Source organism: Dulcicalothrix desertica PCC 7102, from assembly GCF_003991905.1.
Lineage (GTDB): Bacteria > Cyanobacteriota > Cyanobacteriia > Cyanobacteriales > Nostocaceae > Dulcicalothrix > Dulcicalothrix desertica.
In genome coordinates, this window is record NZ_RSCL01000020.1 from 207022 (window position 1) to 220170 (window position 13149).

A 13149-nucleotide genomic window follows, 5' to 3' on the forward strand; every position below is an offset into this window, starting at 1 on the left:
ATGATTATGCAATCTTTACTATTAGTGGGTTATTTATGAAGTTTATTTAAATGCCAATTGGCAACGGATACAACAGATGTAACGGATAATTTATTCGTCAAAGATGTATATAATGTATTATATATAGATATAAATAATTAAGTAGAAATATAGTTATTTATAATTAACCATCCGTTACATCCGTTACATCCGTTGCCAGCCAATCATTTACTTCGTGCGCTAACCACTCCAACTCAACCTCAGATTTAACACTGCCTGTATTAACTTTGAGTTTATACTCGTTAACACCAGCATGAATAGTTAGCTGTGAATGAACCTCTACATGTTCACCGTCTACATCTCTGGTAAAGTGCTTAGGTGTGTAAACAACTTTATCGATATTACTAATACGCAAGCGAGTTTTACCAAATACGCAAAATATTACCCAGTACACCATAAAAACACCTACTCCCCAAAAGGGTAGGGAAAACAAAGCTAGAGCTATATTTGTGGGAGATGGCATACTCAAGGCGCCTGCTGTCCAAGCAAAAATTCCCGCGTTCCAAGCTATGGCAAATAATCCTATAAATGTTAGCGGTACGTCAACACCCGATGGTGGTATTAATATTTCTAAAGTGTCTGCATTTTTGGTAAGTTCAATTTTACTCCCACTTGGTTTTATACCAGTAGTTACTAGTTTTGCTGGCACCTCTAATATATCTATTGCATACCGTGCGGAATGTAATCTTCTATCTAAACTAGGTTGTGTCATTAACTCTAACCAGTTTGCAAACTCTGTGCTTAAATTAGTTGCTTGTTTAAATTGAATTTGTAAATTAGTTTGTGGTAAGTCGGCAGGATGTGTACCTGTACAACAATGAATTAATGTGGCACCTAAACTGTAAAGGTCTGATGCCGGAACAGGTGTACCTCCAAATTGTTCGGGCGCCATGTAACCATATGTTCCAACAACGGTATGCTCGAAGTTAGATGATGTAATAGTTTTAACTGAACCAAAATCGATTAAATAAACTTGTATATTATCAGGTTTTATATCTAGCAATATATTACTGGGCTTGATATCACGATGGATAACTGGAGGCTTTTGTTCGTGTAAATAAATAAGTATTTCTAAGATTTGTCGTGCAACTTCTTTAACTTCTATCTCTGTAAAACTATGCCCTTGTTTAAGATGTTGTTCTAATGTTGGAGAATTTATATAAGTTTGGACAAGGGCAAAATATTCAGGTGCTTGCGAGTCAAAACTATCTATGTAGCGTGGAAGCTTAGGGTGCGTTAAGTTTTTCAAAATTTGCACTTCGCGTTCAAACAGCTTTAAATCATCCCACTCAAATTCATCATTGAACAACAGTAGCTTGATAACGACCGATTCTTGTGTTCTCAAGTCGTGCGCTAGTAAATTTATTTTCCCCGCTTTCCGACTCAGTTCGCTTTGAATTTCGTAACTACCCAATATTTTGCCAATTATATTTTTCACTCTCGATCCCTACTCTTTGGTGATATCTCAAACCCATTGCTGTCTTTTTTCAGACGAATTTTACTAGTTAATGGTTTTTTGACGGTTAATGGTGCATAATCACGGTTTAGTACTTCTATTGCTTATGAATGCAGTGGAGATGCGTTTTTCGCTGACTGGGTTCGACCATCAACCGTAACCAATGGGCAAAACCTACGTTTATATTGGTGAGATGCTCAAACTTCAATCGTAAATCTTGCTTATAAATATAGATGATTATGTTGATTTATGAATATCTATTAATACAATAGCGTCTGTAGAAATTTCGTGCTATCGCTGCACTTAGAGATAGATATGTAAAGATAACTGGAGAGCGGTGTTCACTCTTGACTGGTTAGTCGTGCTTTTATGAATAGGTAAATTTTTATTATGACTTCTAAACTTTGGCCTTATGTTACTCCTGGTATCCCTGATGATTTATTCGACAATTTACCCGGTATTCCCTTAAGTCCACGCGAAATTAGATTGCAGTTATTGTCACAATTACGACTGAAGTCTGATTCAGTGTTGTGGGATATTGGTGCAGGAACGGGAACTATTCCAGTTGAAGCAGGATTGTTGTGTCCACAGGGTAAAATTGTTGCTGTCGAACGTGATGAAGAAGTTGCAAATTTGATACGACGTAATTGTGAACGGTTTGAAGTTAAAAATGTCGAAGTTATTGAAGGAAGCGCTCCAGAATGCTTGCACGACTTAAAGACGGCGCCTGATAGAGTATGTATCGAAGGGGGACGTGCTATCAGTGAAATTATGCAGGCAGCATGGAGTTATTTACCCGCATCGGGTCGAGTCGTGGCAACAGCTGCTAATCTAGAGAGTCTGTATACTATTTCTCAAAGCTTTGCTCAATTACGAGCAGTAAATATCGAAGTCGTTCAATCTTCTGTTAACCGCTTGGAAATGCGTGGTTTTTCCCAAGCTTTTGCTGCTGTAGACCCAATTTTTATTTTGAGCGGAGAAAAATTAGATTAATTAAATTAACAAATAAAATAAATTGTTTAGTTATGGAGATGCAAAAAGTGGCCAATCATTCCAAAATTCAAAATCAGCCTATTCCTTGGACTCGCATTTTTAGTGGAGTCGTTGCAATTGCAGTAGCCCTTACTGCTACGCTATTAGGTGGCTGGTATTTTACTTTTGTTTATGCGGTGATTATTTATCTTGGTCAAAACGAGTTTTTTGACCTCGTGCGTGCTAAAGGTATTGCACCTGCTGCTAAAACTACCCTTGCCGTCAGTCTCACTCTGCTCGGAATTTGCACTGTTGATGGAAATCTTGCTGATGCTGTAATGCCTATTGCTGGTACTTTTATTTGTTTTTACTTACTTTTTCAACCTAAAATTGCCACTATCGCTGATATTTCTGCTTCTATATTAGGTTTATTTTATACAGGCTATTTGCCTTCTTATTGGGTAAGATTACGACAAATTAATAGTGCTAGCGCTGCTAATTTACCTTTGGGTGGTTATTTTCCATCTTCGTGGAGTGATTTATTTGATAGAGCTAATGTAACTTCTATACCTCAAGGTTTAAGTGTTACGGTTGTAACGTTTTTATGTATTTGGGCTTCTGATATCGGCGCCTATTTTTTTGGTAAATATTTTGGTAAAACTCCGCTATCGGGTATTAGTCCCAAGAAAACAGTCGAAGGCGCCTTGTTCGGTATCGGTGGCAGTATTACTGTTGCAATAATTAGCGCGTACTATCTCAAATTTCCGCAATTTTTACTCACAGGCGCCGCGTTAGGATTATTAATTGGTATCGCTAGTCTTTTAGGTGACTTAACCGAGTCGATGCTCAAACGCGATGCTGGGGTAAAAGACTCTGGACAATTAATCCCCGGTCATGGTGGCATTTTAGACCGTACTGACAGCTACATATTCACGGCGCCACTTGTATACTACTTTGTCACACTCTTACTACCACTATTTAACTAGCAACCGATATTCTATAGACACGCAAAATATGAACTATTAGTTTTACTAATAAATGAATTAAGATTTACTTAACGTTTTTTGGTAAAAGTAGAGATAGTATTTGTGCTTACGTAGCACTATTTGTTAGTCAACAGAGCAGGTGGAAACTATGTTAGTGTGCCAATCCCCAGCGGCTGATGTGACAAAAGTAGAAAGTCGCAGAAGAATTTTACCCGTACCGCCATTAATATGTAGTCATAAGGCAGGGTGGGAAAACATCTGTCTAGAATATTATCAGCTTCCAGCGTTTGAAATTCCAGCGCATTACCAAAGCGATTACACAATCGTAATTCATGTTTCTTGTCAGCGCTTAAAAAGAAAGTTGGATGAATGCTTTTGTACTGAGGATATAAAGGTTGGGGACATCGCAGTAATTCCTCCAGGTGTAATTCACTCTTACACAACACAACAGTCAGAGTTAATTATTTTGACGCTTTCAGAAAAATTAATATCCCAAGCTAAGAGTCAAGATTTTGAAGAGGCTGAGATTTTACCACACTTTGCTAAACCAGACCCACTCATTTATCAAATTGGGGTAGCGCTCAAAGCCACATTAACATCAAATACTGTAGGTAGTTATGCTTATGCTGAATCGATGGGCATAGCATTAGCAGCGCATTTAGTTCAAAATTACTCATTGCACAAGCAACAATGTAACGAATGTTGTAAAGGTTTACCGTCATCGAAGTTGCTCAAAATCAACCAGTTTATTTGTAACCACTTGTCAGAAGATTTGTTAATTGGTTCAATGGCAAGAGAGATTGGCATGAGCAAGTATCATTTCGCGCGTTTATTTAAAGAATCGACGGGAATGTCTCCTTATCAATATTTAATAAAATGTCGCATCGAACGTGCTAAAATACTTCTCCGAGATAAAACCGCAAGAATTTCTGAAGTCGCTTCGACTGTTGGATTTAGCGACCAAAGTCAATTTACAAGACACTTCAAACGCTTAGTAGGAGCCACACCACAACAAGTTAGAAGTTAAAAGTTAGGAGTTAGGAGTTAGGAGGCGCGGAATTGAAATTTATTACTCAGCACTCAGCACTCAGCACTCATAACTCCTTGAAGCAAGAATATTCTAATAAAAAAGCAACAATCTTCTATACAACGGTGCCCACTGTTTAATATTGTTGGATTAAGTGTGTAAGTCCCAATTAATCGGTTAGTGGTTTTCAGCCCAAGGTGATCCCCGTTACTTCCTTTTAAGGTTGTTCGAGGTAATCTTTGCATAAGCAAACAGTTTTGAGGTGTATAAATACTACACTTAGGCTGAGTGCATATGACTCAGGTGCTGTACCACTTTTTAATTTATTGCTGTGTTAATTTTTGGAGAGAGCAATGAATGGTATAAGCAAACCTCACTTCAATAGTAGTCGTATTATGTACGAATCAAAACTGTTATTGCTTTTGTTAAATCAATGCTCCCTCTTGCGGCGCCTAGGGTATGATGGAAACAGAGTGTCAGATATTGAAGTTTTCGATTTAAAATCGAAACGCTTCATATCTAAATATGCTTAAAATTAATTTAGGGGTTGATATTAATTCGCCCGTATACTGTAACTTTGCCTGGTATAAGCTCTAATTTTTTAATGTCAACATCGGAACCAAGGTTAAAATGTTGTCCATTTTTTCTGTGTTCGTGTTGCTCATGCTGTCCAGTATGAGTCAGTTTTAACTCATGACTATTAATTAGCTCTAAATCAATACCAATTTCTAACGGTGCTTCAAGCTTGGTATCGGTTTCAGTATCTGGATTCGCAAAAAGTATAAATTTGTTATTGCTAATAATAATTTTTTGCCAGATAATAGACTTGGAATTTTTCGTAAGTTCTGGTATAAGTTGTAGCAACACGTCATTCAATGCCCCTGATAATAATGCAGATGTTAAAGAGGCGTTTACGTCTTCTTGCTCTAGAACTAAGGTACCAGTTACTGGTATTGCTTCTGACAATCGAAGCGGTTGTCCCTTAAGTATAGAGCCAGTATTAATGCGGATATTTTCAGCGGTTAATTGAATTGAGGAGAGGTGAAGACCTTTGTATACGGCATCACTAGCGAACACAGAAACAGAAGGAATTCTGCCAGATAAAAGCTGACGGTCACTAGCTTGGATATCGATGTCTAACTCTTGGATGTCGCTGACTTGAGAGCGCACGAACAATTTGAGGGCGCCTTTGAGAACAGTAGTGATAACTCGGATTTTGGGTGTAATTTTATTCTCTGTTTGATTTTGTGACATTTAAGTAACTCAGTAAACAACAAATAACCATGAACATTAAATTTAGTCTATATACAAAGCCTAATTAAACAATTTTTAACTGTAACATTGGACTCTATCAAGTACACCCGCCCAACATATATTATTTACTTACCATTGTTCGCTTAATACAGTATTATTATCATGGAGGCTAGGTTACAAAAAGTACTTTCGCAGTGGGGTATTGCTTCACGTCGTCAAGCTGAAGAAATGATTCGGCAGTCACGAGTGCGGATAAATGGAGCATTAGCAGAAGTCGGGCAAAAAGTAGACCCACAACGCGATGTTATTACCGTTGACGGAAAAGCAATAGCTACAACCGAACGTCCATCTTTAATATATTTATTACTAAATAAACCAGTTGGAGTAGTCTCAACTTGCGATGATCCCCAAGGACGGACAACAGTACTAGACTTGTTACCAAAAGAATTGAGTTCGGGTCTAGGTATTCATCCGGTGGGTCGTTTAGATGCAGAATCAACTGGAGCGTTAATTTTAACGAATGATGGTGATTTAACGTATTCGTTAACTCATCCAAAACATAGTATTCCTAAAACTTATCGCGTATTGGTGCAAGGACAAGTCAACGATGCTGTACTTACATCATGGCGCCAAGGGGTAATGCTTGACGGCAGAAAAACTAGACAAGCTTCTGTGCGTGTTGTCAAGAGAATGCCAACACAAACGAGGTTAGAAATAGTTTTGAAAGAGGGTAGGAATCGCCAAATTCGCAGGGTAGCAGAGCAATTAGGACATCCAGTAATTGAACTACATCGTACCGCTATCGGTTCTATTGAGTTACAAATAACAGGACAGTCTTCGTTGGCAGAGGGTTCCTATCGTTATTTAAAAGATTTTGAAATTCGCAGTTTGCATTCATATATAGAAGCGGATTCGTGAAATTAGATTCCTATTGATGATTGAGCTGGCTAAGGAGTGAAAAATATGAAGTGGTTTAACTTGAAGACAAAAGAAAATACACAAGAGTCTCCTTCATTAGACGAGCAAAGAGCTAAAATTTTGACCGAAATTGGCTTAAAGCTTCGTTCAACACGTGAAGAACACCAATTTAGTATAGATGACGTAGCTGCCTACACAAAAATAGCTCGTCGCTCGCTACAAGCAATTGAGGATGCAAATTTTGATGAGCTACCAGAACCCATTTATACCCAAGGTTTAATTAAGCGCTATGCTGATGCACTTGGATTTGATGGTATAGAACTTGCGAATAACTACCCAATAGGAGTTAACCGCGTTAATCGTATATCTGGGTGGAAAAACACATCACAGGGTCAACTGCGACCAGTTCATCTATATTTAATTTATGTTGGTTTAATCGTTTGCTCAGTAAGCGGTTTATCACACGTTTTAACTATTGCAACAGTTCCCAACAACTCTGAAAACCAAGCAAAATTGCCATCATCACCATCTTCATCTAAAAACACCCAAGAGTTTGCGCTTCAACCTGCTATAAATAACCAAACAACCAACGATAAAAATCGTCGAGTCCAGGTAGGAGTAACATTAAAAGACTCATCATGGATTCGTGTTGAAGCAGATGGCAAAACCGAATTTGAGGGTGTACTTCCTCAAGGAACCCAACGTACATGGAAAGCACAAGCACAACTTATAGTTCGTGCTGGTAATGCTGGAGGTGTAATGCTAAGTGTCAACCAGCAACAGCCAAAACCAATGGGAGAACCTGGTAAACCCGAAGAAATGAAAATCGCTGCAAATACCAGGTCTTAATTTAGTTAGGAGTGAGGAGTGAGGAGTGAGGAATTAAAACTCCTAACTCCTAATTCCTAACTTCTAACTTTCTTTATTGGCGCCCGTCCATATAATGTAGTTAAGTTTTTAAATTTGGTAATGAGTTCGGATGTTAGCTCATGGTCATGATATCGCCATTCCCAGTTACCTTCAGCTTTACCTGGGAAGTTCATGCGTGCATCTCCACCATGTCCCAAAACATCTTGTAATTGAATAATTGCTTGATTCGCAATTGAACTCAATGCCAACCGGATAAAATCCCAGTGGGCGCCGTCATGGTTTATATTACCTAGATACATCCGCAATTTTTCTTTCTCCCAGTCGCTGGCTTGGCTAAACCAACCCTCACAAGTATCATTATCATGAGAACCTGTGTAAACTACAGAGTTTCTAGTGTAATTAAATGGTAAAAACGGGTTTCCTGGGTCGGAACCAAAAGCAAATTGTAGTATCTTCATACCCGGAAATTCAAACTTGTCGCGTAGTGCCTCAACTTCGGGTGTAATTACTCCCAAATCTTCAGCTAATATGGGTAATTTACCTAATTTTTTGGCAATTTTTTGAAATAATGCTTCACCAGGCGCCTTTATCCATTTACCATTTTCTGCTGTTTCTTCACCTTGAGGAACTGCCCAATACGCTTCAAAACCTCGAAAATGGTCAATACGAATAATATCAACGTAGTCGAGCATGACTTCAAAACGTTTTATCCACCACGCAAAGTCTTGTTTCTCTAATTCTGCCCAATTGTAAACTGGGTTTCCCCACAGTTGACCTGTAGCGCTAAAATAATCTGGTGGAACTCCTGCCATTAATTCAGTTTCGCCAAATTCATCCAAACAAAATATTTCTGGATTTGCCCATACATCTGCACTATCGTGAGCAACATAAATTGGAATATCACCAATAATTTCGATACCACGCTGGTTTGCGTAGGTTTTAAGTTGTGACCATTGATGAAAAAATTGAAACTGAACGAATTTTTGGTAAAATATCAATTCTTCGAGTTCTTTATGCGCGGTGGCAATACTATCGGGTTTGCGTTTTGCATATCCTGGTTCCCAGGTGTACCAACTGGCGCCATTGTGTGATTCTTTTAACGCCATAAACAAAGCATAATCATTTAGCCAGTTAGCTTTGAATTCACAGAATGTGTCAAACGCTTTGCGCTGTTTTGAAGTTGCTTGACTTTTAAAGTTTTTACAAGCAATTTTAAGCAAATTGGTTTTGTAAGGAAATACAGCCTCGAAATCGACTTTGTGCGTCGGAAAATCGGGTATATTACCAAAATCCCAATCTGCCAGCAAATTATCTTCGCGTAATTTGTCTAAACTAATTAAAAATGGATTACCTGCCATCGCTGAGTAACACATATACGGAGAGTTACCATACCCAGTGGGACCAAGAGGTAAAACCTGCCAGTACTGTTGATTACTACTTTCTAAAAAATCAACAAAACGATAAGCTTCGTATCCTAAATCTCCAATTCCAAATCGACTGGGAAAACTAGTAGGATGCAGTAAAACACCACTGGACCTCGGAAATGGCATAAACTATTCACCAAATAACAAATATATAACTTTGCAGTAACAAACACGAACACGAATTCCATGTATCGAAATCCGGCGCCAACAGTTGATATCATCATCGAACTAATCGACCGTCCTCATCGACCCATAGTCTTAATTGAACGTCATAACGAACCATTTGGCTGGGCAATTCCAGGTGGATTCGTAGATTATGGCGAATCAGTTGAGGTTGCGGCAAAGCGCGAAGCATTAGAAGAGACTGGTTTACAGGTTGAGTTAGTCGAGCAATTTTTAGTTTACTCTGACCCCAATCGCGACCCGCGCAAGCACACATTAAGTATTGTATTCCTTGCAACCGCCACAGGTACACCCCAAGCTGGAGATGACGCGAAGAGTTTAGATATATTTGAACAATGGCGCCTGCCTGGGAATTTATGTTTTGACCACAATAAAATTTTGCACGATTATTGGCAATACCGTAATTATGGTATACGTCCAAGGTTGGGACTCTTTTGACCTGATGTTGGGTATGTGTTGTGGAACAGGCATCCCTGCCTGTTTAATTTTTAATATTATGGGTTAACGCGATATGTTGTAATGGGGCGGGTTTACGATATTTTGCGTGGATATGTATATTATGGGTTAACCCGCCCCTACCAGGCCGTTCCTGTACCGCGAATTGATATTGTGTCCCCTTGTATTTTCACATCTTGCACGGACATCGGAACTAATGCGCGTTCGCGGGAAATGCGTTGATTGATAAATTCCTGTGAAATACCTAAATGTTTAGATAATTCTTCTACTGTCATGCTCACATTCGCCAGTTTTATGCTAGGTGAATCTAAACCAATTTTTTGATTTTTGACTATTGGTGTGCCTTCAACTTCAATATATACAGGACGGTCTTTAACTATGGGTAAATTTAAAAAAGCTTGTGCTAAGTCCCCACGTCCACCTTGCAATTCTTTATGCTGCGTCAGTTCTTGTAAATTAATAACGGCGCCTATAACTAATTTACCATCACGAAACTGAGTATTTTTACCTACAATAATTTGTTCTAATTTAGCATCGCTTGTTACTTTCTCCTTCACCTGCATCTCTGAGAAAATCAAACGATTCACTTCATCTGCTTTTAACTCGATCTTTCCAACTCGCTCACCTGCTGATGCTTGTTTTTGTAATGTACTACTAACTTTGCTCCAAATTTCTTCGCGCGTTAGTTCTTTCGGTTTGGTTTCATCTACTGGAGTTACGCTTTGTGTAGGCACCGATTCTGCATACCAACTAGGTAAGTAAGTTGCTTTGTTCCATATTACTACCAAAACTATAAGAATAATACCGAAGGCGCCGCCACCGAACCACAAAAACCGCTTTAACATAACTCTGACTCTTTATTTATATATAAGACTAAACAAAAAACCAAAAGTTGCTACCTAACATAAACTAAACACTAATTATACCAAGCACTTAAACAATGCGAATATACTAGGTTAGGTGTATAAAAAAGTGCAATATGGACGCGCAAGAGCTTTTAGAAAAATATCAACAAGGTGAAAGAAACTTTGAGAGAGTCAAGTTAAATGGAATAAACCTCAAAGGCACCGACTTGAGTGGTATAAATTTACAACATGCTGATTTATCTTTATCCGATTTAAGTGATATCATTTTAGATAAAGCGAAGCTGTATCAAATAAACTTAAGCAATGCTTGTCTTGAAGGTGCTAGTTTGAAAAGTGCTAGTTTGGAATCAGCAAATTTTAACGGAGCAATACTTAGTCAAGCTGATCTAACTCAAGCAAGTTTAACTTCTGCTAATCTCAAAAATAGTAATATTGAACGAGCAACTTTAAACGGGGCAAATTTAACTTCTGCCAACTTAGTTGCGGCAAATTGTAGTCAAGCCAGTTTAATCAAAGTAAACTTTTCGAGTGCTAACTTAACTTCTTCAAATTTAGAGAGAGCTAATTTAAATCGAGCAATATTGACTGGTGTTAAGCTTGTAAATGCTAACCTTCAGTTTAGTGAACTTCAGTTAAGTAATTTATCACAATCTGATTTGTCAGGCGCCAATTTAATAAATGCTTATCTTGTGGGAGCAAATATTGAAGATTGTAATTTGACGGCATCTTGTTTACAATTTGCCAACTTAGAGGTAGCATCGCTGCAAAGAACCAATTTAATTAGCGCAAATCTTGATGGTGCCAATTTAAAAAAAGTAGATTTAACCCAAGCCAATATTTATAGTGTAAGTTTTAATAATACAGACCTAACAGATGCGATAATGCCTGATGGAGAAATCTATAAAGCAATAAAAAACAACATCATATTACCCATGACACGTCAAGTAATTCGTACCGATAAAGCACCTGCACCCGTTGGACCCTATAACCAAGCTATTGTAGCTTCTGGACAAATGATATTTGTTGCAGGACAAATTGCTATTGACCCAAGACTTGGTGATGTTCTTAACAAAGATGATGTAACTAAGCAAACCGAGCAAGTCATGGCAAACCTAGAAGCAATTCTAACTGCTGCTGGCGCCACATTTGAAAATGTCGTTAAAACTGGTGTGTTTCTTAAAGATATGAACGACTTTGCTGCAATGAATGCTATATACGCTAAGTATTTTCCATCAGAATCGGCGCCAGCGCGTGCTTGTGTGGAAGTATCGCGCTTACCCAAAGATGTATTAGTAGAGATTGAGTGTATCGCTGTGATTTGATGTAGAGGTAAGAAACGGTACGGTTTTTCCTGCCGTTTTATCGTTTTTATTATAAGTCATAATTACTGTATAATCACTTTGTACTGACAATTGTTCTGTTAAAAATGAAAGAGCAAAATACAGTTAATCAGCGACCACTTCGTAAAATGGCACCAATTAAGCGAGGAATAAAAGCTGGTAATTTATTAAAATTTGCTGAAACTTGGCAGGGTGATGACTTAAAACAGTGTCTTCAGTTTGTTAAGGAAACTCGCTCTCAAACAGAATTTTAATTAATCTATCTTAATTTATACCACACATTGTAGAGACGCGATTAATCGCGTCTCTACATCTGTTGTCGAAAAATTTCAACAAGGCGCCAAAATTGTTGTAACAGGGGTTTTACGTTAAAAATCTCTCTGTGTCCTCTGTGTCCTCTGTGTCTCTGTGGTAAGTATATTGGCTATTGTGTTTAGTAAGGTTTCGGGTTCGACGGGTTTGGATAGGTGGAATTGAAAACCTGCTTGAATTGCTTTTTGTTTGTCTTCTTCTGAGACGTTAGCAGTTAAGGCAATTGCTGGAATTTTAATTTTAGTTTCTTTTGCTTCAAGTGAGCGTAAATTTTGTAGAAATATGTAACCGTCTTGTTCCGGCATACTGATATCGCTGATAATAATATCTGGCTGAAAGTCTTGCAGCGTTGCAAATGCTTCTACTACCGATGCCGCTGTTTTGACTTTGCCTCCACAGTTTCTAAGTGTGAACTCCAAAAATTCGCAACAGTCTTTATCGTCATCTACAACTAGTAACTCTATACCCGATAATGAGACTTCGGGACTTTCTAGAGTTTGTGGTAATTGCGGCGCCTCTTGGGTCAATATTGGTAATGTTACAGTAAATGTGGTGCCCATTCCTACACCTGGACTTGCTGCTGTAACTTTACCACCGTGTAATTCAACCAGATTGTAAACTATTGCTAACCCTAGTCCTAACCCGTCTTTACTTCTTGTGGTTGTACTATCTGCACAACGAAACCTTTCAAATACGTGAGGCAAAAATTCTGGACTAATTCCTTTACCTGTGTCAGTTACGGTAAATTCAGCTTGAGATGAATTATTAACCGATAAATTTACTTCTACTTTTCCACAGGTTGGTGTAAATTTAACCGCGTTGGTAAGTAAGTTAATAAAAATTTGCTGTAAACGATTCGAGTCACCAGATACGTATCCGATAGAAGTGTCAAGCTTTGATACGAGATTAATTTGTTTAGCTTGAGCTAGTGGAGTTACTACATCTATAGCTGCCTCTATAATATTTATTGTAAGCGTTCAGGGGGCGCCGACAAAACAGCAAGGATTCAGGCAGCAGTATGGTTCAGTTCCCAAAACTTTAAGCTC

The 13149-nt window shown here is 38.3% G+C and carries 14 protein-coding genes; 9 read left to right on the plus strand and 5 right to left on the minus strand.

The window, feature by feature from the left end:
- Positions 1–163: 163 nt before the first annotated feature.
- Positions 164–1477: a serine/threonine protein kinase gene (locus DSM106972_RS35290; RefSeq protein WP_233787746.1), complete on the minus strand. Its 1314-nt coding sequence runs from the start codon at positions 1475–1477 to the stop codon at positions 164–166.
- A gap of 408 nt (positions 1478–1885) precedes the next feature.
- Between DSM106972_RS35290 and cbiT the strand changes: the two genes are divergently transcribed.
- The 4 genes from cbiT (at position 1886) to DSM106972_RS54125 (ending at position 5013) form a co-directional block, all read left to right on the plus strand.
- Positions 1886–2488: a precorrin-6Y C5,15-methyltransferase subunit CbiT gene (gene cbiT, locus DSM106972_RS35295; RefSeq protein WP_127085059.1), complete on the plus strand. Its 603-nt coding sequence runs from the start codon at positions 1886–1888 to the stop codon at positions 2486–2488.
- Positions 2489–2568: 80 nt separating this feature from the next.
- Positions 2569–3453, plus strand: a complete 885-nt coding sequence (locus DSM106972_RS35300; protein WP_127085086.1) for a phosphatidate cytidylyltransferase — start codon at positions 2569–2571, stop codon at positions 3451–3453.
- 148 nt (positions 3454–3601) lie between these two features.
- Positions 3602–4480, plus strand: coding sequence for an AraC family transcriptional regulator (locus tag DSM106972_RS35305; protein WP_127085060.1), 879 nt, complete (start codon positions 3602–3604; stop codon positions 4478–4480).
- A 353-nt stretch (positions 4481–4833) separates the two neighbouring features.
- Positions 4834–5013: a hypothetical protein gene (locus tag DSM106972_RS54125; protein ID WP_127085061.1), complete on the plus strand. Its 180-nt coding sequence runs from the start codon at positions 4834–4836 to the stop codon at positions 5011–5013.
- Positions 5014–5020: 7 nt separating this feature from the next.
- Here the strand turns inward: DSM106972_RS54125 and DSM106972_RS35315 are convergent, their stop codons facing one another.
- The gene (locus DSM106972_RS35315; protein ID WP_127085062.1) at positions 5021–5734 is read right to left on the minus strand and encodes an LmeA family phospholipid-binding protein; all 714 of its coding nucleotides are present in this window, start codon (positions 5732–5734) and stop codon (positions 5021–5023) included.
- A gap of 162 nt (positions 5735–5896) precedes the next feature.
- Between DSM106972_RS35315 and DSM106972_RS35320 the strand changes: the two genes are divergently transcribed.
- Both DSM106972_RS35320 and DSM106972_RS35325 read left to right on the plus strand, forming a co-directional pair.
- Positions 5897–6652: a pseudouridine synthase gene (locus DSM106972_RS35320; RefSeq protein ID WP_127085063.1), complete on the plus strand. Its 756-nt coding sequence runs from the start codon at positions 5897–5899 to the stop codon at positions 6650–6652.
- A gap of 45 nt (positions 6653–6697) precedes the next feature.
- Positions 6698–7501 carry a helix-turn-helix domain-containing protein gene (locus tag DSM106972_RS35325; protein WP_127085064.1) on the plus strand — a complete coding sequence of 268 codons (804 nt, stop codon included), beginning with the start codon at positions 6698–6700 and terminating at the stop codon, positions 7499–7501.
- Positions 7502–7557: 56 nt separating this feature from the next.
- Here DSM106972_RS35325 and malQ read toward each other — a convergent pair whose 3' ends face one another.
- On the minus strand, positions 7558–9072 hold the full coding sequence (gene malQ, locus DSM106972_RS35330) for a 4-alpha-glucanotransferase (protein WP_127085065.1): 1515 nt from the start codon (positions 9070–9072) through the stop codon (positions 7558–7560).
- Between the two features lie 60 nt (positions 9073–9132).
- Here malQ and DSM106972_RS35335 point away from each other — a divergent pair, with 60 nt between their 5' ends.
- Entirely contained in the window at positions 9133–9567 is a 435-nt protein-coding gene (locus DSM106972_RS35335) for an NUDIX domain-containing protein (protein WP_127085066.1), read from the plus strand.
- A 137-nt stretch (positions 9568–9704) separates the two neighbouring features.
- Here the strand turns inward: DSM106972_RS35335 and DSM106972_RS35340 are convergent, their stop codons facing one another.
- Positions 9705–10430, minus strand: a complete 726-nt coding sequence (locus DSM106972_RS35340; protein WP_127085067.1) for a hypothetical protein — start codon at positions 10428–10430, stop codon at positions 9705–9707.
- Between the two features lie 134 nt (positions 10431–10564).
- Here DSM106972_RS35340 and DSM106972_RS55530 point away from each other — a divergent pair, with 134 nt between their 5' ends.
- Positions 10565–11773, plus strand: a complete 1209-nt coding sequence (locus DSM106972_RS55530; RefSeq protein ID WP_127085068.1) for a Rid family detoxifying hydrolase — start codon at positions 10565–10567, stop codon at positions 11771–11773.
- Positions 11774–11877: 104 nt separating this feature from the next.
- Complete coding sequence (locus DSM106972_RS51710) at positions 11878–12045, plus strand: hypothetical protein (protein ID WP_158632931.1); 168 nt, start codon at positions 11878–11880, stop codon at positions 12043–12045.
- A 114-nt stretch (positions 12046–12159) separates the two neighbouring features.
- Here the strand turns inward: DSM106972_RS51710 and DSM106972_RS35350 are convergent, their stop codons facing one another.
- Positions 12160–13071, minus strand: a complete 912-nt coding sequence (locus DSM106972_RS35350; protein ID WP_325052251.1) for an ATP-binding response regulator — start codon at positions 13069–13071, stop codon at positions 12160–12162.
- Positions 13072–13149 lie beyond the last annotated feature (78 nt).

Coding starts and splice junctions, on each gene's coding strand:
- DSM106972_RS35305 (WP_127085060.1), top strand. CDS start 3,602: ATGTTAGTGTGCCAATCCCCAGCGGCTGATGTGACAAAAGTAGAAAGT.
- DSM106972_RS35340 (WP_127085067.1), bottom strand. CDS start 10,430: ATGTTAAAGCGGTTTTTGTGGTTCGGTGGCGGCGCCTTCGGTATTATT.
- malQ (WP_127085065.1), bottom strand. CDS start 9,072: ATGCCATTTCCGAGGTCCAGTGGTGTTTTACTGCATCCTACTAGTTTT.
- DSM106972_RS35335 (WP_127085066.1), top strand. CDS start 9,133: ATGTATCGAAATCCGGCGCCAACAGTTGATATCATCATCGAACTAATC.
- DSM106972_RS51710 (WP_158632931.1), top strand. CDS start 11,878: ATGAAAGAGCAAAATACAGTTAATCAGCGACCACTTCGTAAAATGGCA.
- DSM106972_RS54125 (WP_127085061.1), top strand. CDS start 4,834: ATGAATGGTATAAGCAAACCTCACTTCAATAGTAGTCGTATTATGTAC.
- cbiT (WP_127085059.1), top strand. CDS start 1,886: ATGACTTCTAAACTTTGGCCTTATGTTACTCCTGGTATCCCTGATGAT.
- DSM106972_RS55530 (WP_127085068.1), top strand. CDS start 10,565: ATGGACGCGCAAGAGCTTTTAGAAAAATATCAACAAGGTGAAAGAAAC.
- DSM106972_RS35320 (WP_127085063.1), top strand. CDS start 5,897: ATGGAGGCTAGGTTACAAAAAGTACTTTCGCAGTGGGGTATTGCTTCA.
- DSM106972_RS35325 (WP_127085064.1), top strand. CDS start 6,698: ATGAAGTGGTTTAACTTGAAGACAAAAGAAAATACACAAGAGTCTCCT.
- DSM106972_RS35315 (WP_127085062.1), bottom strand. CDS start 5,734: ATGTCACAAAATCAAACAGAGAATAAAATTACACCCAAAATCCGAGTT.